This window comes from Nocardia sp. bgisy134 (genome assembly GCF_057708325.1).
Map to the genome: position 1 here is coordinate 249,292 of NZ_JBYIRW010000006.1, position 20,694 is coordinate 269,985.

Consider the following 20,694-nt stretch of genomic DNA (forward strand, 5'->3'; position numbering starts at 1 on the left):
GGAGGCACGATGAGCATTCGGGTGCTGGTCGCCGACGATCAGGCGCTGGTGCGCGGCGGCTTCGTCGCGCTGTTGAACGCGCAGGACGACATCGAGGTGGTCGGCGAGGCCGACAACGGCGAGCAGGCGGTGCGCATGACCCGCGCGCTCCGGCCGGACGTGGTGCTGATGGACATCCGCATGCCCGTGCTCGACGGACTGTGCGCGACCAGGATGATCGCCGAGGACCCCAAGCTCGCCGAGGTCCGCGTGGTGGTGCTGACCACCTTCGAGCTGGACGAATACGTCTTCGAGGCGATGCGTTCCGGCGCGACCGGCTTCCTCGTCAAACACACCGAACCCGCCGATCTGCTGCGAGCCGTGCGCGTGGTGGCCGCTGGCGACGCCCTGCTCTCCCCTGGCGTCACCCGCCGCCTGATCGCGGAATTCTCCGCGCACGCCAAACAACCGCCGCCCGCCGCGCTGAACGAACTCACCGACCGCGAGCGCGAGGTGATGACCCTGGTCGCCGAGGGCCTCACCAACGCCGAAATCGGCGAACGCCTGTTCATGAGCCCCGCAACGGCCCGCACTCACGTGAGCCGCATCCTCACCAAACTGAACGCCCGCGACCGCACCCAGCTGGTCGTCCTGGCCTACGAATCCGGCCTGGTCCGCCCGGGCTGGCAGTAACCGCTCCCAGCCCGCCCCGGGGCGGCAGCCCCGCTATGAGTGCCCGGTCGTGGACGTGGTGTTGGGGTGACCGCACAGGAACGCCGCTGCCACTTGGGCGGCGTCGTGCAGGCGGGAGGGGGCGTAGGGGGTGCGTTCGAGGACCCAGACGCCTTGGAGGAAGACCAGGAGGAAGCGGGCCAGCGCACGTGGATCGCGGTCGGCGGCCAGTTCGCCTTGCTCGGCTGCGCGCGTGAACGCCGAGGTGAACGCGGTTTCCCAGCTTGCCCAACCGGATTCGACCAGTTCGGCGATATCGGGGTCTCGGGCGGCGAGTTCGACGGCGGTATTGGACACCAAACAGCCCAGGTAGCGGTGTTCGACGCAGGCTTCGGTGACGAAGCGGTCGATGAGCGCTCGGATGGCGGGCAGGGCAGGACCCGGCTGCGAGAGTGCGGTGGTGATCCGTTCGTCGGCCAGTTCCAGATAGCGCTGCAGCGCCTTGGTGAACAGTTCGTGTTTGCAGCCGAAGGCGGCGTAGATGCTGGCCTTGGCTATGCCGAGATGTTGCACCAGATCTGCCATCGAGGTGGCTTCGAACCCGCGCTGCCAGAACAGATCCATGGCGAGGTCCAGTACGACGTCCGGGTCGAATTCCTTGGTGCGCGCCATGTTTCGAGATCCTACTATTGCGACCGATCGGTCAAATATGTGAACATGGGCCGTCACACACACCGCTGACACGCGCGCGGTTCAGCGTCCACGTCACGCGGCATGGCGCGTCTGTGCCGCGTGACTCGGCGTCTGCGTCGGGCGTAATGCGCACGCAGTGAATGTCGGGCAATTCATGAGCGGCGGATATCGGCAAACCGCCAGTTGTTCGGGGTTGCCGGGTCGAGGAGTACGTCGGCAGGCGTAGCTGGATCAGGGACGCGCGGCCGATGTGTCGGATGGGTTACGACGCGCACGCTCGGAGCATGACTCTTTTCACGCAATCGGAAGCACTCACTCTGCTGGCGGACCATTATGACGGCGGCTGGCATCCGTGGCCGTTCTTCTGGATCTTCCCGCTATTGTTCTGGCTCACCTTCCTCGTCCTGATATTCCTGGCGCGCAACCGCTTCCGCCGACACACCGGAATCGGCGTGCTGCGCGACGCTTTCGCGCGCGGTGAGGTCACCGAGGCGCAATATCGGGAGCGGTTGGCCGTACTCCGCGAGACCGGGCGCTGAAAGGCGACGTGATGAAGTTCGGCATGATCGTCACCCCGCGTTCGGGTGCGCAGTGGGTCGACGCGGTGCGGGCGGCCGAAAAACAGGGCTACCGAACGATTCTGCTGCCCGACACGTTGTACACGCCGTCGCCGCTGCCGATGCTGGCGGCGGCCGCTGCGGTCACCGGCACGGTGCGGCTGCGTCCCAACGTGCTGGCGGCCCCGCTGCGACACAGTGCCGCGCTGGTGCGAGAAGTGGCTGCGCTACAGCTGCTTTCGGACGGACGCTTCGAGCTCGGCATCGGCGTGGGCCGTCCGGATGCGGCGGGCGAGGCCGAGAGGCTCGGCATGCCTTGGGGTTCCGCGCAGGGGCGTCGCGAGCAGCTGCTCGAGGCGGTCGCCGCGGTCCGCGCGGCCGTCGATCCCACCCCGGAGATCGTGGTTGCGGCGAGCGGTCCACGCATGCTCGCCGCCGCGGCCCAGATCGCCGACCGCATCGTGCTCGCGACCCAGCCCGGCGCCACCGAAACGGAATGGGCCGAGATGGTGCGCGTCGTGCGCGAGAACACCGACCGCGACATCCCTTTCACCCACCAACTCTTCGGCATCGGCGACCGCGTGCCGTTCTGGCTCGAAAAACACCTCGGCCTCACCACCGACGGACTGCGTGACGCGGGCGCGGCCGCACTGCTGCCGGAAGATCCGGCCGAAGCCGCCGACCTGATCGAATATCGAAGGGAGAAGTACGGAATCGACGAGCTCGTGGTCCCCGACGAACTCGCTCGAGACTTCGCACCGAACCTGCACCGCTGCGACACATCGGCCGCGGATCGATAGGCGGCGTGCACTACACGGCGCTGGGCCGCCCGATCGGCTCGGTCCGAAGCGTCGCACTCTGCGGGCCCGTCCGTCTCCCGGCGAGACCTGTCGGTCGAGTCGATTACATTCCGTCTCGATCATCGAGGAAGACAATCGGATCGGAATTCGGCGGCCCCGGCGAATTCCGTGGGAGCGGGGAAGCAATGGGAGTGATCCTGTCGTTCACCAAGGTCACGAGCGAGCAATTGAGCTGCCTGATCGTGGCGAGTCCACAAGCGCAGGAGGAGCTCTCGCAGCTCGAGCGGACCGACGGCGATCCCAGCGGCTATCTGGACAAGGCCTGGGACGGGCTGCGCTACCTGCTCGAGGCGGCCGCGACAGGGGTTGATCTGTGCGATGACAGCCTGCCCCTCGACGAGGACGAGGAGTACTACGGATGGCCCGCCGAGTTGGTCGGCCGGACGGCCGAACGGCTGCGGGCCACACCGTTCACCGCGCTCGCCGCGCACTACGATCCCGCCGCCATGGACGAGGCGAACATCTACCCGCGCATCTGGACCAGGGACGGCGACGCGGGACTCGGCTATCTCCAGTTCCACTACGCGACTCTCGCCGCCTTCTTCGCCGACGCCGCGAAGTCGGGCTCCGCGGCGGTCATGCACTTCGGCTGAGCGAGAACACGGCAAAAGGCCCGCCCCCAACGAATTCGTTGGGGGCGGGCCTTCTCGTCGTTACTTACTCGCCGGAGGCGGCCTCGGTGGCGTTGCCCTCGCCCGCGCCGGTCAGCACGACCTCGGGCTTCTCCTCGACGGCCGTCTTGGTCAGCTTCGCCTTGCCGGTGAAGGTGAACTTGGCGTCCTCGCCGGAGCCCTCGCCGTCCCAGCCTTCCACATCCACAAGGATCGTTTGGCCTGGGCCGATCTCGCCGAAGAGGATCTTCTCCGACAGCTGGTCCTCGATCTCGCGCTGGATGGTGCGGCGCAGCGGCCGGGCACCGAGCACGGGGTCGAAGCCACGCTTGGCGAGCAGGCTCTTGCCCTTCTCCGTGAGCTCGATCGCCATGTCCTTGTTCTTCAGCTGCGTGGCGACGCGGCCGATCATCAGGTCCACCATCTCGACGATCTGATCGGTCGTGAGCTGGTGGAAGACGATCACGTCGTCGATGCGGTTGAGGAACTCGGGGCGGAAGTGCTTCTTCAGCTCGTCGTTGACCTTGAGCTTCATCCGCTCGTAGTTCGAACCCTCGTTGTTGGACTGGGTGAAGCCCAGGCCCACGGCCTTCGAGATGTCCGAAGTGCCGAGGTTCGAGGTGAAGATCAGCACCGTGTTCTTGAAGTCCACGGTCCGGCCCTGGCCGTCGGTGAGGCGGCCGTCCTCCAGGACCTGCAACAGGGTGTTGTAGATCTCCTGGTGGGCCTTCTCGATCTCGTCGAACAGCACGACCGAGAACGGCTTGCGGCGCACCTTCTCGGTGAGCTGGCCGCCCTCCTCGTAGCCGACGTAGCCCGGAGGGGCACCGAAGAGCCGCGAGGCGGTGAAGCGGTCGTGGAACTCGCCCATGTCGATCTGGATGAGCGCGTCGTCGTCGCCGAACAGGAAGTTCGCCAGCGCCTTGGACAGCTCGGTCTTACCGACACCGGACGGGCCGGCGAAGATGAACGAGCCGGACGGACGCTTCGGATCCTTCAGGCCGGCACGAGTGCGGCGGATCGCCTTGGAGACGGCCTTGACGGCGTCCTCCTGGCCGATGATCCGCTTGTGCAGCTCGTCCTCCATACGGAGCAGACGGGTGGTCTCCTCCTCGGTGAGCTTGAACACCGGGATACCGGTCCAGTTGGCGAGGACCTCCGCGATCTGCTCGTCGTCGACCTCGGCCACGACGTCCAAATCACCGGAACGCCACTGCTTCTCACGCTCGGCGCGCTTGGCGACGAGCTGCTTCTCCTTGTCACGCAGCCGCGCAGCCTTCTCGAAGTCCTGCGCGTCGATCGCGGATTCCTTCTCACGGCGCGCGTCGGCGATCTTGTCGTCGAACTCGCGCAGGTCCGGCGGCGCGGTCATCCGGCGGATGCGCATCCGCGCGCCCGCCTCGTCGATCAGGTCGATCGCCTTGTCCGGCAGGAACCGGTCGTTGATGTAGCGGTCGGCCAGCGTCGCGGCGGCGACCAGCGCGCCGTCGGTGATGGACACCCGGTGGTGCGCCTCGTAGCGGTCGCGCAGACCCTTGAGGATGTTGATGGTGTGCTCGACGGTCGGCTCGCCCACCTGGACCGGCTGGAACCGGCGCTCCAGGGCGGCGTCCTTCTCGATGTACTTGCGGTACTCGTCGAGCGTGGTGGCGCCGATGGTCTGCAGCTCGCCGCGGGCCAGCTTCGGCTTCAGGATCGAGGCCGCGTCGATGGCGCCCTCGGCCGCGCCCGCACCGACCAGCGTGTGCAGCTCGTCGATGAACAGGATGATGTCGCCGCGGGTGTTGATCTCCTTGAGCACCTTCTTCAGGCGCTCTTCGAAGTCACCGCGGTAGCGGCTGCCCGCGACCAGCGAACCCAGGTCGAGGGTGTAGAGCTGCTTGTCCTTGAGCGTCTCGGGCACCTCGCCGTTGACGATCGCCTGCGCGAGGCCCTCGACGACGGCGGTCTTGCCGACGCCGGGCTCGCCGATCAGCACCGGGTTGTTCTTGGTGCGGCGGCTCAGCACCTGCATGACGCGCTCGATCTCCTTCGAGCGGCCGATGACCGGGTCGAGCTTGCCCTCCAGCGCGGCCTGGGTCAGGTTGCGGCCGAACTGGTCGAGCACCAGCGAGGTGGACGGGGTCCCGGCCTCGCCGCGGGAGCCGGACTCTACCGGCTCCTTGCCCTGGTACCCGGACAGCAGCTGGATGACCTGCTGGCGGACCCGGTTGAGGTCGGCGCCGAGCTTGACGAGCACCTGCGCCGCGACACCCTCGCCCTCACGGATGAGGCCGAGCAGGATGTGCTCGGTGCCGATGTAGTTGTGGCCGAGCTGCAGCGCCTCACGCAGGCTCAGCTCCAGCACCTTCTTGGCGCGCGGGGTGAACGGGATGTGACCGGACGGGGCCTGCTGACCCTGGCCGATGATCTCCTCCACCTGGCTGCGCACACCCTCCAGCGAGATGCCAAGAGACTCCAGCGACTTCGCCGCGACACCCTCGCCCTCGTGGATGAGGCCAAGCAGGATGTGCTCGGTGCCGATGTAGTTGTGGTTGAGCATCCGGGCCTCTTCTTGGGCCAGGACAACGACACGCCTCGCGCGGTCGGTGAACCTCTCGAACATCGCTCCCTCACTCTCCTGCTCAGACCTTCAGTGGCGTCCGACGCTTCAGTGCTGTGCGCAACCTGTGGTCGTCAGCCTGCCATGAAGCCCGGGGCTTGCGGCCCCCGCCATCCACTCTAGTTGGCGGGGGTTCGCGCCGCCTCCAGTCCACCCTATTGGGGACCAGCGACAGCACGGTCATTCACTCATAACGTGAGCGTTGCGGGTTTCGTTTCCGATCCGGTTTTGCCAACAGCGAACAGTCGCAGACCCCGCCGGTGCCGCCCCGATCCAAGGCCGTCGTCGCCCTTGAACGCCCGTTGCAGTGAAAACGACCGAATCCGTCCCGGTGTTCCCGAGAAGCCCGGCCCTCGGCGAAAGCGAAGCCGCGCACGTCGAACGCCACCGGTCTTCCGCCCCTCGAACCCCACCCTGTCCGACCGTAGGCGGACGCACGACCAGCATCGCGAGGGTCCCGCGCTCGAACCGGACACCGCCGTGGCGGAGGCGCCGACAGGGCATCACCGGAGGACCTCCGGCTACCAACCCAGCCACAGCTGAAGCGGGACCACCCACGCCCGTCGAACGCTCCGAGCCGAAGTTCGTTCGTCAACCAGCGTGTGGCCGAGGCGAGCGCGCAGGCACGCACGACAAGACCGTGCGCGGCCGGAACGAAGGCGAAAGACCGCCTAGCCCGTGAACGGCGGGACGTACTCGCACGGCACCTGCCGCGGGTGGGACGGGTCGAGCGCGTTCAGGACGAATTTGGCCGCTCGCGGGCTGCCCGCGATCCCCGCGTGTTCGGAGTAATCCTGGGCGCATCCGTCCTGGACCACGACATTGGTGACATTCGGCCCGGGAACCAGGCCTGCCGTGTACGGGACGACCGACTGGTCGAGCCGGGTCGCGATATTCGTGTAGTCGACGGCGGGGTGATAGACGCCGTCGGCGTTCATCAATTTCAGGAATGGGGAGCCCGCGATGACCTGGGCGCAGGCCTGGCACCACCAGGCGCCCACCGCGAGGTCGAACGCCGCGGTCACGCCGAGGCGGGCGGCGTAGGCGGCCGCGTCGCCGAGACCCGCCGCGTTGCTCCCGAGCCACGGTGGCGCGAGGCCGACCAGCTTGTCCACCTTGCTCGCGCCGCCGAGCCGCTTGATGTAGTAGTTGCCGATGAAATTGCCCTGCGAGTGGCCGATGAGGTCCACCTTCGCGGCACCGGTCGCGGCAAGCACACGGTCGACGAAGGCGGCGAGCTCGGGCCCGCTCTGCTCCATCGGCCGCAGACCACCGACCGCGGACATCGGCCATGGCAGGGGATGCGCACCGTAGGTCAGTGCGTACACGCAGTAGCCCTCGTTGGCGAGCAAGGGCGCGTACACGCCCCAATTCGTCTGCGCCCCACCGCCGGTGCCGTGCACGAGGACCACCGGATTGGGGTGCTGGGCATTCGGACGGCAGGACCAGTTGTTCGAGCCCGGCAGCGATCCGCCCGGGCGGGACAGCTCGGCCGGGATGCCCGAGAAGAAGTCGTAGACGACTGGATAGCGATCGGCGTTCGCGGAGCCGGCCGCGCTGATCCACAGCGCGGCCAACATGAAGACAACAACGAACGGAACTGGAACACGTCGCATGGAGCCTCCAATTCTGGAAGTTGCTGAGAAGAAGCTACCGAGGACGTGTCCCAGTTACTGCCGATACCGGCGGGTAACTTTCGTAACCCGCCTACGGCCTGCGAATCAGCCGAGCCGGTGCGTCGCCGCGGCCGGCGCGGCGAAGGCGGTGACGCGCCGCGCGTCGTCCGAGCCCGCGGCTTCGCTCTTGCCCTGCTGGACGCCCGCCGCGAACAGCGCGCCGCACAGCACCAGGAAGGCCAGCGTGTGCACGACCGCGCGGATCACGTTGTAGCGCACCCAGGCGGACTCGTAGTCGGCTCGGACGGCGGCCATGTCGGCGATCTGCGACGGGTCGCCCGCCGCGGCCAGCTGGTCGTTGAGCGGGACGTTGAAGCCTGCGGTCACCGCGAAGGCGATCACGTTGAGCACCACGGCGATCGCGATCCAGACCAGGGTCGCCCGGTGCTCCTTGCCGAGGTGCAGCACCGCGGCGAGGATGGCGAATCCGACGGCGCCGAGGAACGCGATCATGAACCAGGGATTGATGATGACCACGTTGATCTTCTGCATCAGGTCGACGATGGTCCGGTCGTCGGAGCGGTTCAGCGCGGGCATCACCGAGATGGCGTAGGCGTAGAACACACCCGCGGTCAGACCCGTCGCCAGCACGGCCGCCACCAGCGCGGTTATTCTCAGCGCGAACATTCGATTTCTCCTGCCTCACAGTCCGGTCCGAGTCGTTCGGTCCGGCGTCGAGGACAAGTCAACCGTGAACGGGCCCGCCGCTCCATCTTCGAGACGCTCGGCTGCTTAAGCGGGCGTCCACGGGCGCGATGCGGTTCAGAGATCCCGGTCCGAGATGATGCCGCTCTGCATGGCCAGCGCCGCCAGCCGCACCCGCTTCTGGTTCTGCGGCAGGCTCTCCACTCCGAACTTGGCGAACAGCGCGCGCAGGTGGGTCTTGATGGCGTCGACGCTCAGGAACAGTTCCTCGGCGATCTGCTGATTGGAGGCCGGGGTCGCGAAGCCCGTGCCGTTCTTGTACGGACGGCACAGCGCGACGAGCACCGAGCGCTGGGTCTCGGTGAGCGAACGGAGCGTGGGAATCGAGCCGGTGGAGGTGCGGGTGGCGTCGTCGGCGACGGCGCCGAAATCGTGGAAGGAGACCAGCGAGGTGCCCACCCGGATCTTGTCGCCGGCCATCAGCCGGCGCCTGCCGACCACGCGCTCCCCGTTGACGAAGGTGCCGTTACGGGAAAGACCGTCGTCGACGATCGTCCAGTGCGCGCCCAAGTATTCGATCGACGCGTGCAGCCGGGACACCTCGGCGTCCCAGCGCAGCGCCAGATCGGCCTGCGGTGAGCGGCCGATGGTGACGCGCTGCTGATCCGGGCTCAACAAGAGCTCCTGCTGACGGCCCGAATCATCGGTGAATCGCAACAATGATCCGACGAATCCAGTCACTGCGCCGATACCTCATCTCTCCATACCGCCAGTGACGACCTTCGCACGTTTCCATGGTGCCCCGTCCGGGTATCACGAGCAAGATCGTCAACCCAGTCGACATCCTCGTCTCGCCCGCGGCCCGAGCGAATGCGAAGGTGCGCCTGACCGGCGCCGCCGGACGAAGTCCGTCCCGAGCCTCGCGCATGGCCGGAGCGAATGCGAAGGAACGCCCATATCGAAGAACTATCACAAACGCTGCTGCCGCCCGGGCGTCGCACGATTCGCCCAGGCGGCAGCGGTCGGAAAAGAACTAGCCCTTCGCGGCCTTGTTGTACGCGTCGGTGATGTCGGCGGAGATACGGCCGCGGGCGGAGACCTTGTGGCCATTCCGGCGCGCCCACTCGCGAATTGCCGCACTTTGTTCCCGGTCGATGGAGACCCGGCTCTTCGGGGCGGCGGCGGTGCCCGCGGCGGCCTTCACGCGGCGGCGGCCGCTCACCCGACGCGCGCTGGAAACCCACTGCTCCAGCCCGTCACGCAGCTTCGCGGCATTTGCCGACGACAGGTCGATCTCGTACGACACACCGTCGATCGCAAACTCGATGGTCTCGTCCGCGATGGACTCACCGTCGACATCGTCGATCAGGCTAACGGTGACCTTCTTTGCCATGAGATGAACGTCCTCTCGAAATCGTGCGACCCGCATACTAGGCCGATTACCCGAGGCAAGAATACCTCGAATTCGGAAAATTCCAAGACGAGACTTCGGCTATCGAAACGAACCCGACTCTGTTTGATTTGCGTGTTCGCCTGCCGCTGCCTGGTTACGCTCCGGCACCGTCTCCGCGCCGGTCGCTCACACCTCGCTGAGTGACCGGACGCACAATTGGGAACAGTATCGTTTCGCGGATTCCCAATCCCGTCAGTGCCATCAACAACCGATCGATTCCCATACCGGTTCCCGTTGTCGGCGGCATGCCGTGCTCCATCGCGGCAAGGAAGTCCTCGTCCAGCGCCATTGCCTCGTCGTCGCCCTGCGCGGCCAGCCGCGCCTGATCCACGAACCGCTCGCGCTGGATCACGGGATCCACCAACTCCGAATAGCCGGTGGCCAACTCGAAGCCACGGACATACAGATCCCACTTCTCGGTAACTCCGGGCTTGCTGCGGTGCTGCCGAGTCAGCGGTGAGGTCTCGACCGGGAAGTCACGCACGAATGTCGGCGCATAGAGCTTGTCGCCGTACTCGTGCTCCCACAGTTCTTCGACAAGTTTGCCGTGACCGTAGCCCTTGCCCTCCGGAATTTCCAGTCCAACCCGATCGGCGAGTGCCAGCAATTCCTCGACCGAAGTTTCCGGGGTGACTCGGACACCGAGCGCATCGGACAGCGAAGGGTACATCTCGACGGTTGCCCACTCGCCCCGAAGATCGTATTCGGTACCGTCCGCGAGGGTTACCACCTGTGTGCCGAAAGCCTCTTGCGCGACTTCCTGCACCAATTCCCGGATCATCTTCGCGGAGTCGTCGTAGGTGCCATAGGCCTCATACGTTTCCAACATTGCGAACTCCGGCGAATGCGTGGAGTCGGCGCCTTCGTTGCGGAAGTTCCGGTTGACCTCGAAGACCTTCTCCAAACCGCCGACCACGCAGCGCTTCAGGAACAGTTCCGGCGCAATGCGCAGGTAGAGGTCCATATCGAGGGCATTGGAACGGGTGACGAACGGCCGGGCCGCCGCGCCGCCGTGCAGCGTCTGCAGCATCGGCGTCTCCACCTCGAGGAACCCGCGGCGTTCCAGCGCGGCGCGCAGCGCACGCACCACAGCGACCCTGGTGCGGGCCATCTCCCTGGCCTCGGGACGCACGATCAGGTCGACATAGCGCTGCCGGACCCTCGACTCCTCGTTCATCTCCTTGTGCGCCACCGGCAACGGCCGCAGCGCCTTCGCCGACATGGACCAGGAATCGGCCATAACGCTCAATTCGCCCGTGCGCGAGGCGATGACCTCACCGTGCACGAAAACGAAGTCACCGAGGTCGACATCGGCCTTCCAGGCCGCCAGCGCGTCCGCTCCGACGCCGTTGAGGCTGATCATGGCTTGCAGCTTGGTGCCGTCGCCCTCCTGCAGCGTGGCGAAACACAGCTTGCCGGTATTGCGCAGGAAAATGACGCGCCCCACGACGCCGGCCTGCTGACCGGTCTGGGTGTCGGCGGGCAGATCGGGAAAGGCGGCCCGAATATCGGCCAGTGTGTGCGTCCGCGCGACGACCACGGGGTACGCCTCGACGCCGCTCGCGAGCAGCCGCTCACGCTTCTCCCTGCGAATCCGCATCTGTTCCGGAACGTCGTCTGCTTCCGGGGCGGGACGGCTGGTTTGCGCCGCAGGAACCGAACCCGCGGAGCGACCGGACGAGGGCGTGTTCGGGGTGCTCACATCGGACAACCCTAGCGTGCACCGGAAATCGTTTTGCGGCCTGCCCGGGCTCCGCCCGATAGTAACGAATCGGCATCGGTTTTCGGCACGCACCCCGGGCGCGTTTCAGCGGGCCGCCTTCGGAACGAAAGCCGCCGGAAAACCGAAACCGATTGCGCTACCTCCTATTTCGAGATAGAAGGAATCGCGCGGTGAATTACAACGAGGCGAGCGAGGTGACCTCACGAGCGAAGTGCGGCGCCCGGCTGGCAATGGTGAGCAGGCCCGCCGCCTTGAGCGCCTGGTAACCGCCGATCAGATCGGTGGCCCTGTGTAGCCCGAGTTGTTGCAGCGAGGCGGCGGCCAGGCTGGAGGTGTAACCCTCGGAGCAGACGACGATCCATTCCACATCGTGATCCGCGGCCAGTGCCAAACGCGCCGAACTGGTCGGATCGAGCCGCCATTCCAGCACATTCCGTTCGATCACCAAGGCGCCGGGCAGCGTTCCCTCCCGGCCCCGCTGCGCCTGCGGACGGATGTCCACCAGAATGGCGCCCCTGGCGAGCGCCGCGGGCAATTCGAACGCGTAGATCCTGTCGAGTTGAGCACGCGCGTTGTCGAGCATCTGATCGATGGTCAAACTGCTCATGCCTGCACCTCGCTGGCGCTCGGTTCCGGCATGCGCAAGGCGCGCTGACTCATGGTTCGCTCACTTCGTTCGCTCATCAGATATCACCTTCGGGCTGGTCGGTGAGGACGGTTCGGGTGCGCCGCAGGGTGCCGTGGCCGGTCACCTCGTAGTAGGACATGGCGGTCAGCGGCGGGGAATACGCGTGCACGCTCAGCGTCGGGTCGAGCGGGCCCGCGGATTCCGCGGCGGCCGGTGCGCGCATCACGTCGTGCACCCAGCCGATGGGGAAAGAAGCCTGATCGCCCGCGGTCAGCGTGCGGCTGCGCAATTCCGTTCCATTCCAACGGAATTCCGAGAGAGCGCCACTGAGCACGGTGAGCGCGCCCAGCGATCCGGCGTGATCGTGCAATTCGGTGGACTTGTCCGGCGTCCAGCTGATCAGCCAGACGTCGACCTCGTCGTCGGAGAGCAGCCGGGTCGCCCAGCGCTCGTCGGCGGGCCAGACGCCGCCCGTGGGCAGCAGATGGTCGTAGCGGCCCGCGAGCACGTCCTCGGCGCCCTCGTCGGTCAGCCGGAGCAGATCGGCGGGGCGAAGCCGGGTCGGGAGTGCGGGCGCAACTGCGCGATCCACCGGCGGCCGGGCCGACAGGCTGTCACGTGCTGACGTAAGGGAAAGAACAGAGGAACGCATGAGCGCATCTCCAGGAGGTGGGGATCGGTCGAGGGACTCGCGGTCGGCCTCGATCGGTCGAGGCCGGAATCAGCCTCGACAACACTCCTGGGTGCTCACACGGAAAGACACGTCGGCGAGTCTAGCAGCGGTGTTCGCGGGAGCAACAGTCCCTCCCGGGGTGATCCACACCCCACCCCGGGTTCCGCGATCAGGATTTGCGGCGCTGCTGGTTGCGTTCGTAGACCAGGCGCAGGCCGGTCAGCGTCAGGTGCGGCTCGTGGTGTTCGATCGTCTCCGATTCCGGCACGATCAACGGCGCGCTGATGCCGGTGGCGACCACGGCCACATCGTCGCCCGCGAAGGCGTCGAGTTCGTCGCGGATCCGGTCGATCAGACCGTCCACCAGCCCGGCGAATCCGAATACCGCACCGGACTGGATCGCCTCCACGGTGTTCTTGCCGACCACCGAACGCGGGCGCGCCAGCTCGACGCGGCGCAGCGCGGCTCGCTCGATGAGCGCTTCACTGGAGATGGCGACGCCCGGCGCGATGACGCCGCCGAGGAACTCGCCCTTGGCGGAGACCAGGTCCACGGTGGTCGCGGTGCCGAAATCGACCACGATCGCGGCCGAGCCGAAGCGCTGCTGGGCGGCGAGCGCGTTCACGATCCGGTCCGCGCCGATCTCCTTCGGATTGTCCACCAGCAGCGGAATGCCCGTCCGCACACCGGGTTCCACGACCACGTTCGGCACGTGCGACCAGTACCGCTCCAGCATGGCGCGCAGTTCGTGCAGCACCGGCGGCACCGTCGACAGTGCCGCGACGCCGATCACCTCGTCCAGCTGGGCGCCGACGAGTCCGCGCACCTGCATGGCGAACTCGTCCGCGGTCAGCAGTGGATTGGTGTGCATCCGCCAGTGCCGCGCCAGCTTGGCGTGCGAGCCGCTGCCGGAGAACAGGCCGAGCTCGATGCTGGTGTTGCGGACGTCGATGGTCAGCAGCATTGCTCACCCGACTTTCGAATTCGGCGCCGTCAGGCGAAAACCACGGGGATGGCAGCCGGCGAAGCCGGCGGGGCGGGTGAGCGCAGCGAGCGTGGCGAGGTGAGGCCGGAGCCCTCAGGGGCGTGCGCCGGATCGGAGCCGAGCTCGATCGGGCGGTTGCGCTCGTCGACGAAGACGACCTTGGGGTCGTATTCGGCGATCTCCTTTTCGTCCATCATCCCGTAGGCGATCAGGATCACCAGGTCGCCGGGGTGGACCAGGTGCGCGGCGGCGCCGTTGATGCCGATGACGCCGGAACCGCGCTCACCCGCGATCACGTAGGTCTCCAGGCGGGCGCCGTTGTCGATGTCGACGATGCAGACCTGCTCGCCCTCGAGCAGATCGGCGGCGTCCAGCAGATCCTGGTCCACCGTCACCGAGCCGACGTAGTGCAGGTCGGCGTGGGTCACGGTGGCGCGGTGGATCTTGGACTTCATCATGGTGCGCAACATCTTCGTCGTCGCCTTTCTAGAAAGCTGCCGGTTCCGGCTGGGATGCGAGAGTGGGGTGGCCGTCGATCGGGGCGCCGAGGGTGACGGCGACGTTGTCGATCAGCCGGGTGGCGCCGACCTTGGCGGCCACCAGCAACCGGGCATTGCCGGAGACAGGGGCCGGGCCGAGGGTCGAGGAACGCACCTCGAGGTAGTCGACGTCGACGCCGGGCACGGCATCGAGCACGGCGCGGGCGGCGGCCACCACGCCCTCGGCGCCCAGGCCGCCCGCGTGCCTGCCCGCCGACAGCGCCGCGGAGAGGGCGAGCGCGGCCTCGCGCTGCGCCGGATCGAGATAGCGATTACGCGAGGAGAGCGCGAGACCGTCCTGCTCGCGCACGGTCGGCACCGCGACGATCTTCACGTCGAAGTTCAAGTCGCGCACCATCTGCCGGATCAGCGTGAGCTGCTGGTAGTCCTTCTCGCCGAAGAACGCCTCGCTCGGCCGCGCGATCTGCAGCAGCTTGGCCACCACGGTGAGCATGCCGGCGAAATGCGTCGGGCGGCTCGCGCCCTCCAGCTCCGCGCCGACCGGGCCGGGCTGCACCGTGGTGCGCGGACCGTCGGGGTACATGTCCGACGCGCTCGGGGCGAACACCAGGTCGACGCCCTCGGCGCGCAGCAGCTCCACGTCGGCGTCCAGGGTGCGCGGGTACTTGTCCAGGTCCTCGTTCGCGGCGAACTGCAGCGGGTTCACGAAGACGGAGACGATCACCACCTGATTGGTCCGCTTCGCGCGGCGCACGATCTCCAGGTGTCCCTCGTGCAGCGCGCCCATGGTCGGCACGAGACCGACGGTGCGGCCGACGCCGCGCAACGCCTTCGCCACCGCGGCGACCACGCTCGGGTCGTGGTGCACGGTCAGTTCGCCGGCCCGGTAGGCGCTCTGCTCGATTCGGCGCTCCCGGGGCCCTCCGTGGTTACGCATGCTGCCTCCTCCGGGCCCGTCGCTCGCGCCGGGCAACTTCGGATCCATCAACGGCGTCCTTCCAGAAGCTCGATCAGGGCGGGATTGGTTTTGGCTCGTTCGGCGGTGCGCAGCGACATGGCGCGATACCCGGCGGCGAGCCTGCCGTCCACGGCGGCAATGGCGTCGAGGTGGGCCGCGACGGCCTCGGCGTCACCGCGCGCCACCGGGCCGGTCAGCGCGGCCTGGCCGCGGCGCAGCGCGTTGTCCAGCGCCGCCGACGCGAGCGGGGCGAGCAGCCGCTCGGCCAAGCCGTTCGGCTGGTCGTCCACGATCTGCTGCCCGAGCAGACCGGGACCGGACAGTGCCTCGCGCAACGCGTCCACCGCGTCGAGCACGACCGTCACCAGATGATTGCTGCCGTGCGCGAGCGCCGCGTGATAGAGCGCCCGGTGCTCCTCCGACACGCGCACCGGCTCGCCGCCCATCTCGATCACCAGCGACTGCGCGATCGCATAGCCGATGTCGTCGGCGGCGGTGATGCCGAAGCAGGCATTGCCCAGCCTGCTGATGTCCTCGTCGTGGCCGGTGAAGGTCATCGCGGGGTGGATCGCCAGCGGCAGCGCGCCGACCTCGGCCAAGGGCGCGAGCACGCCGACGCCGTTCGCGCCCGACGTGTGCGCCACGATGGTGCCGCGCCGCACCACGCCCGCGGACGCCAGACCGCGCGCCAGCCCCGCCAGCTCGGTATCGGGCACCGCCAGCAGCAACAGCTCACTGCGCGCGGCGACCTCCTCGACCGGCAGGATCTCCGAATCGGGCAGCCGGAGCCGGGCACGATGCTTGGAGGCATCGGAAATGGCCGAGACGCCGAATACGACGTGCCCGGCTCGCTCGAGCGCGGCGCCGAGCGCGGAACCCACTCGTCCCGCCGAGACGATTCCCACCGTCAGGCGTGCGGGCGCAGGGTCGAAGCCCGAAGCCGCGTTGTCAGAAGTCACACTTCTCGAGGTCAACACTGTCCTCTCGATGTCGTTCCAGTCCCGCGCCGCGGGTACCAGACGTTACGACCCGAGGATATCGGCCCGAAGTTTGCCGATGCCATGCCCCCCGACCGTGATTTGAAGAACAGTGTCTTTGGCGCGCTGGCGCGCGCGGGTTCGTAAGACTCGCCCTGGGGGTGGCTGGGAGTCCGGGGGTCGGCCTGTTTGTTCCTAGGTTTCGCGACTGGCGTGCGCAGCGTTCGTGTCGCTTGCCAACGGTCGTGAAGGTTGTCAGCCGTGGCCGTTCTGTTCCGACTGGAGGTTGGCCATGATCTCCGCGACCGAGAGGCGGCGGGAGGCGTTGCCGGAGTCGGTGTCGGGGTCGACGCGGCGGCGACGGCGGGAACTCGCGGTGCCGACGGTGGGTGCGGGCTGCGGGGTGGGTAGTGGTCCGATGGTCGGGCGCGGGGCGGAGTCGCCGTCCATCGGGGGGAGGCGCGGCGGGACGGACGATTCGGCGGGCGCTTCCTGGCGCTCGACCGGGTCGGTGAAGGCGTCGGACCAGCCGCCGGGGACGCTCGCCTGCTCGGGAGTGTGGGTGCGGTGGTCGGTCGCGTCGTTCCGGTACCCGTTCTGGTACTGGGCGTTCGGGTATCCGGCGTCCTCGTAGTCGGCGTACTCGTCGTCGCGGTAGTCGCCTTCGGGGTAATCGGCTTCGGAGTAGTCGTCTTCCGGGTAGTCGTCGACCGAGACGACCGCGGTCTCGGCGGTGACCGGCTCGTCGAAGGGACTTGCGAAGACGGGGGGCGCCGGGTGACCGGGTTCGAAGATCGGGGTCACCGCGCTGCGCGAGTGCTGCTGGTGCGGACCGGCCCATCCGTTGGCATTCGCGGAGCTATCGTTCGCCGGATCGCCGTAACCGCTCGTCAGCTCCTGGATTCGGGTGGCATCGGCGCGCAGTGCCGGGCGATCCATCGGCAGATCGCCGTCGAAGAGGCGTTGCAGACTCTGCCGCAACACCGTCAACTCGGCCCGCAGCGCGGCCATCTCCGCCGCGTCGGCGCCCACTTCCTCGCGCACCCTGGTCTCGACCCCGAGCTCGTATTCACGCCGCGCGGTGATCTCGCGCTCGAGCTGCAGTTCGTACACCGTCTGCAGATCACGCACCTTCGCCTTGTCGACATCGGCGTCTTTGCGGTACTTGGTGGCGGCCAGCGCGCCGATCGCGGCCGCCCACAGGGCGGCGATCAGACCGATCCTGATGAACTGCAGGCTATTGCTGAACACCAGGAAAACACTGGCAATCAGACCGAGCAGTATCACAGCGCCGACGAACAGTTTTCCCGCTTGATCCCGTCGTGGACGGGAAGTGCTGCTACGGGAGGGTGAAACCATGCACGCCAGGGTAGCGGGGTTGGCGGTCCACGCCCAGAAACTGGTCTGTCGCTTCCATTCGGAATATTCGCTAAGTAGTTGCCGGTTCGTCCGGCGGCTCGTCGGGCGCCCGGCAGCAATACTCGAGCCACAGCGCGGCGGCCACCAGCGCGATGCCTGCCAGCATGCCGACGATCGCGCCGGGCGAATCGGCGGCGGCCGCGCGCAGGGTGCCGCGCTGCGGGAAGACCCAGCACAGGAAACCGAGCCAGACGCCTGCCGCGATCGAACCCACCTGTAGCGACGCCTTCGCCAGCGCCACGGCGCGCGCCACGGTGATCGGATGCAGCTGGTGCCGACCGTCCCCGATCTCTTGGTCGTTGACCCTGGCGCGGATGACGAAGGCGAGCGCCACCTCGATGGCGGCCACCGGATACAGCGAAGCGCCCGCGTAGACGGAGATCGGCGGGAAGTTCGCGTAGGCGACCCTGGTGGCGATCCACGCGACGACCGCGGCGATCAGCACGTTGGCCCCGAGATCGAGCGCACGGGTCGGCTTGAGTTTCACGACGCGGCTCCCCCCGCGGTCCGGTGCAGCGACAGCTCGGTCCGGTGCACGCCTGCGCGCTCGTCGGCGGCGAGCGCGGCGAGCCATTCCCGGATCGGCCGGTCCACGCCCTCGACGGTCAGCCGCGCCTCGGGTTCCACGTCCAGCCACGGGATCAGCACGAAGGCTCGGTTGTTCGCCTGCGGATGCGGCAGCGTCAGCTCCGGATCGGCGCTGACGCACGGCACCGGCCCCGACGGACCAGGCTCGGCGCACCACACCACGTCCACGTCGAGAGTGCGTGCGCCCCAACGCACCTCGCGCACCCGGTGCGCGGCCCGCTCGAATTCCTGTCCACGGCGCAGCCAGCCGAGACAGTCCAGCTCCGGATCGTCCACCAGCACTACGGCATTGAGGAAATCGCCTTGGTCGACGCCGCCCCACGGCGCGGTCGAGTAGACCGGCGACACCGCGACGACGCGATCCGCGAGCCCGTCGACCACACTGCGCAGATGCGCGAGGCGATCCCCCATGTTCGAGCCGATCGACAGGACGGCGCGACTCATTCGGCGCCCTCGCGGACGCGTGCGGTCACCACGCGAACATCGGCGAAGGTGTGCGGGATGGGGGCCGACGGCTTGTGCACCACCGCCTCCACCGCACGGATGCGCGGATCGGTCATCACATCGTCGGCGATCTCGGCGACCACCGTCTCGATCAGATTGCGCGGTGTGCCCTGCACGATCCGCACCGCACGCTCGGCCAGCGCGCCGTAATCCACCGTGGCGGCCAGGTCGTCGGAGGCCGCGGCCGCCGTGAAATCCACCCACACGGTGAGATCGACCACGAACTCCTGGCCGTCGCGGCGCTCGTGCTCGAAGACCCCGTGGCGTCCGAACGCGCGCAACCCGCGCAGCTCGATCCGGTCCGGCCCGGACGGTAGAGCGCGATGCTCCCCCGGTCGGCCCTCGTGGGTCACCGGTGCGGTGGGCGGGTTCATCCGAGGGCTCCTCGCGAGGTCGGCCGGGCGGCACGCTGCCAGGCGTCGGTGACGGCGATCGCGTCCAGCGAGGCGCGCACGTCGTGCACGCGAACTCCCCAGGCGCCGTGCAGAGCGGCCAGGGCCGAGACCGTGGCGGTGGCGACCTCCCTGCCGTCCGGCGGCCGCGGGCCGTCGGCGTCGGCGAGCAGGGCGCCGAGGAAGCGTTTGCGTGAAGCGCCGATGAGTATCGGCAGGCCGTCGGCGACGAATTCGGGCAGCGCGCCGAGCAGCGCCCAGTTGTGGTCGGCGTTCTTGGCGAAACCGAGACCGGGATCGAGGATCAGCCGCGACGGGTCGACCCCCGCGGCGGCGGCCAGCTCGACCTGCGCGGTCAGCTCGGCGCGCACCTCGGCCACGACGTCGTCGTAGTGATCCGCTGGGCCGGTGTGCCGGTAGTCCGCGCCCGCCCGCCAGTGCATGAGGATCCACGGAACATCAGCGGCGGCAACGACTTTCACCATCTCGGGATCGGCGCGACCGCCGGAGACGTCGTTGATCACCGAGACGCCCGCGTTCAGCGCCGCCTCGGCCACACTCGCCCGCATGGTGTCCACGCTGGTCGGCACGCCCGCCGCCACCAGACCGCGAATGACCGGCGCGACCCTGGCCGCCTCGGTCTCCGGGTCGACGCGGTCCGCGCCCGGCCTGGTCGACTCACCGCCGACGTCGATGATGTCGGCGCCCGCCCGGTACAGCTCGATGCCGTGCTCGATCGCGAGGCCACGATCGAGATAGCGCCCACCGTCGGAGAACGAATCGCTGGTGACGTTCACGACGCCCATCACCACGCAGCGGCGGCCGCCGCGCGCTATGACGTTCGTGCGACCGGACACCGCGGCCTCCCTCACCGGCGCAGGATCAGTTCGAGTGCCTCGGCGCGCGAGGCGGCGTTGGTCTGCAGCAGGCCGCGCACGGCCGACGTGGTGGTGCTCGCGCCCGGCTTGCGGATGCCGCGCATGGCCATGCACAGGTGCTCGGCCTCCACCACGACGATCGCGCCGCGCGGCTCCAGCTTGCGCATGATGGCGTCGGCGATCTGGCTGGTCAGCCGCTCCTGCACCTGCGGACGTTTGGCGTAGAGGTCGACCAGCCTGGCCAGTTTGGACAGGCCGGTGACCCGGCCGTGCTCGCCCGGGATGTACCCGACGTGGGCGACGCCGTGGAAGGACACCAGGTGATGCTCGCAGGTGGAGTACATCGGAATGTCGCGCACCAGCACGAGCTCCTGGTGTCCCTCGTCGAACGTGGTGTTCAGCACCGCGTCCGGCTCCTGGTAGAGCCCGGCGAAGGTCTCGCGGTAGGCGCGCGCCACGCGGGCGGGCGTTTCGATCAGGCCGGGACGGTCCGGATCCTCACCGATCGCGATCAGCAATTCCCGAACGGCAGCTTCGGCCCGGTCCTGGTCGAACGGCCGCCCCGTCTCGAGTGCGACCAGTTCGGACCGGGTCGGCACAGGCGCGGAATCGTAGCGCTCGACCTCGTCGCGACCGTTGAGCGCCGAGCCGACGGCTTGGTTGTTGGCCGACAATCGAGGACACCTCCAAAATCTCGGGCGCCGGCAATCACTCGGCACCC

General features: G+C 67.9%; 23 protein-coding genes. 4 read left to right on the plus strand and 19 right to left on the minus strand.

Annotated elements, in window-relative coordinates:
- The first annotated feature begins 9 nt into the window (after nt 1-9).
- Entirely contained in the window at nt 10-672 is a 663-nt protein-coding gene (locus AC3ERS_RS13800; RefSeq protein WP_431967281.1) for a response regulator transcription factor, read from the plus strand.
- Nucleotides 673-705: 33 nt separating this feature from the next.
- Here AC3ERS_RS13800 and AC3ERS_RS13805 read toward each other — a convergent pair whose 3' ends face one another.
- A complete protein-coding gene (locus AC3ERS_RS13805) occupies nt 706-1,323 on the minus strand; it encodes a TetR/AcrR family transcriptional regulator (RefSeq protein WP_431967283.1) in 618 nt (205 codons plus the stop codon).
- Nucleotides 1,324-1,628: 305 nt separating this feature from the next.
- Here AC3ERS_RS13805 and AC3ERS_RS13810 point away from each other — a divergent pair, with 305 nt between their 5' ends.
- From AC3ERS_RS13810 to AC3ERS_RS13820, 3 genes are all read left to right on the plus strand, one after another.
- Entirely contained in the window at nt 1,629-1,883 is a 255-nt protein-coding gene (locus tag AC3ERS_RS13810; RefSeq protein ID WP_431967285.1) for a hypothetical protein, read from the plus strand.
- 11 nt (nt 1,884-1,894) lie between these two features.
- Nucleotides 1,895-2,701: an LLM class flavin-dependent oxidoreductase gene (locus AC3ERS_RS13815; RefSeq protein ID WP_431967287.1), complete on the plus strand. Its 807-nt coding sequence runs from the start codon at nt 1,895-1,897 to the stop codon at nt 2,699-2,701.
- A 185-nt stretch (nt 2,702-2,886) separates the two neighbouring features.
- Nucleotides 2,887-3,354 (plus strand): YfbM family protein, encoded by a 468-nt coding sequence (locus AC3ERS_RS13820; protein WP_431967289.1) that lies wholly within the window; start codon nt 2,887-2,889, stop codon nt 3,352-3,354.
- A 64-nt stretch (nt 3,355-3,418) separates the two neighbouring features.
- Here the strand turns inward: AC3ERS_RS13820 and AC3ERS_RS13825 are convergent, their stop codons facing one another.
- The 18 genes from AC3ERS_RS13825 to folE form a co-directional block, all read right to left on the minus strand.
- The gene (locus AC3ERS_RS13825; RefSeq protein WP_431967291.1) at nt 3,419-5,977 is read right to left on the minus strand and encodes an ATP-dependent Clp protease ATP-binding subunit; all 2,559 of its coding nucleotides are present in this window, start codon (nt 5,975-5,977) and stop codon (nt 3,419-3,421) included.
- 668 nt (nt 5,978-6,645) lie between these two features.
- The gene (locus tag AC3ERS_RS13830; RefSeq protein WP_431967293.1) at nt 6,646-7,590 is read right to left on the minus strand and encodes an esterase/lipase family protein; all 945 of its coding nucleotides are present in this window, start codon (nt 7,588-7,590) and stop codon (nt 6,646-6,648) included.
- Between the two features lie 105 nt (nt 7,591-7,695).
- A complete protein-coding gene (locus AC3ERS_RS13835) occupies nt 7,696-8,277 on the minus strand; it encodes an anthrone oxygenase family protein (RefSeq protein ID WP_431967295.1) in 582 nt (193 codons plus the stop codon).
- Nucleotides 8,278-8,412: 135 nt separating this feature from the next.
- On the minus strand, nt 8,413-9,036 hold the full coding sequence (locus AC3ERS_RS13840) for an FHA domain-containing protein (RefSeq protein ID WP_431967297.1): 624 nt from the start codon (nt 9,034-9,036) through the stop codon (nt 8,413-8,415).
- A gap of 292 nt (nt 9,037-9,328) precedes the next feature.
- A complete protein-coding gene (locus tag AC3ERS_RS13845) occupies nt 9,329-9,688 on the minus strand; it encodes a histone-like nucleoid-structuring protein Lsr2 (protein WP_357461563.1) in 360 nt (119 codons plus the stop codon).
- A gap of 154 nt (nt 9,689-9,842) precedes the next feature.
- Nucleotides 9,843-11,348 (minus strand): lysine--tRNA ligase, encoded by a 1,506-nt coding sequence (lysS, locus tag AC3ERS_RS13850; protein ID WP_431967443.1) that lies wholly within the window; start codon nt 11,346-11,348, stop codon nt 9,843-9,845.
- 298 nt (nt 11,349-11,646) lie between these two features.
- Nucleotides 11,647-12,069: a rhodanese-like domain-containing protein gene (locus AC3ERS_RS13855; protein WP_431967445.1), complete on the minus strand. Its 423-nt coding sequence runs from the start codon at nt 12,067-12,069 to the stop codon at nt 11,647-11,649.
- An 85-nt stretch (nt 12,070-12,154) separates the two neighbouring features.
- Entirely contained in the window at nt 12,155-12,751 is a 597-nt protein-coding gene (locus AC3ERS_RS13860) for a cysteine dioxygenase (RefSeq protein ID WP_431967300.1), read from the minus strand.
- Between the two features lie 190 nt (nt 12,752-12,941).
- The gene (locus AC3ERS_RS13865; RefSeq protein WP_431967302.1) at nt 12,942-13,736 is read right to left on the minus strand and encodes a type III pantothenate kinase; all 795 of its coding nucleotides are present in this window, start codon (nt 13,734-13,736) and stop codon (nt 12,942-12,944) included.
- Between the two features lie 29 nt (nt 13,737-13,765).
- Nucleotides 13,766-14,227, minus strand: a complete 462-nt coding sequence (gene panD / locus AC3ERS_RS13870; protein ID WP_431967304.1) for an aspartate 1-decarboxylase — start codon at nt 14,225-14,227, stop codon at nt 13,766-13,768.
- A gap of 16 nt (nt 14,228-14,243) precedes the next feature.
- Nucleotides 14,244-15,194: a pantoate--beta-alanine ligase gene (gene panC / locus AC3ERS_RS13875; RefSeq protein ID WP_431967306.1), complete on the minus strand. Its 951-nt coding sequence runs from the start codon at nt 15,192-15,194 to the stop codon at nt 14,244-14,246.
- Nucleotides 15,195-15,241: 47 nt separating this feature from the next.
- Entirely contained in the window at nt 15,242-16,174 is a 933-nt protein-coding gene (locus AC3ERS_RS13880) for a Rossmann-like and DUF2520 domain-containing protein (protein ID WP_431967308.1), read from the minus strand.
- Between the two features lie 273 nt (nt 16,175-16,447).
- Nucleotides 16,448-17,443, minus strand: a complete 996-nt coding sequence (locus tag AC3ERS_RS13885) for a DUF6779 domain-containing protein (RefSeq protein WP_431967310.1) — start codon at nt 17,441-17,443, stop codon at nt 16,448-16,450.
- A 178-nt stretch (nt 17,444-17,621) separates the two neighbouring features.
- The gene (locus AC3ERS_RS13890; protein WP_431967312.1) at nt 17,622-18,098 is read right to left on the minus strand and encodes a DUF3180 domain-containing protein; all 477 of its coding nucleotides are present in this window, start codon (nt 18,096-18,098) and stop codon (nt 17,622-17,624) included.
- Nucleotides 18,095-18,643, minus strand: coding sequence for a 2-amino-4-hydroxy-6-hydroxymethyldihydropteridine diphosphokinase (gene folK, locus AC3ERS_RS13895; RefSeq protein ID WP_431967314.1), 549 nt, complete (start codon nt 18,641-18,643; stop codon nt 18,095-18,097). The genes AC3ERS_RS13890 and folK overlap by 4 nt, the downstream gene beginning before the upstream one ends.
- A complete protein-coding gene (folB, locus tag AC3ERS_RS13900; protein ID WP_431967316.1) occupies nt 18,640-19,077 on the minus strand; it encodes a dihydroneopterin aldolase in 438 nt (145 codons plus the stop codon). Before folB ends, folK begins: the two co-directional genes overlap by 4 nt.
- The gene (folP, locus tag AC3ERS_RS13905; RefSeq protein ID WP_431967447.1) at nt 19,074-19,901 is read right to left on the minus strand and encodes a dihydropteroate synthase; all 828 of its coding nucleotides are present in this window, start codon (nt 19,899-19,901) and stop codon (nt 19,074-19,076) included. Before folP ends, folB begins: the two co-directional genes overlap by 4 nt.
- Before the next feature lie 62 nt (nt 19,902-19,963).
- The gene (gene folE / locus AC3ERS_RS13910; RefSeq protein ID WP_431967449.1) at nt 19,964-20,572 is read right to left on the minus strand and encodes a GTP cyclohydrolase I FolE; all 609 of its coding nucleotides are present in this window, start codon (nt 20,570-20,572) and stop codon (nt 19,964-19,966) included.
- Between the last annotated feature and the right edge of the window lie 122 nt (nt 20,573-20,694).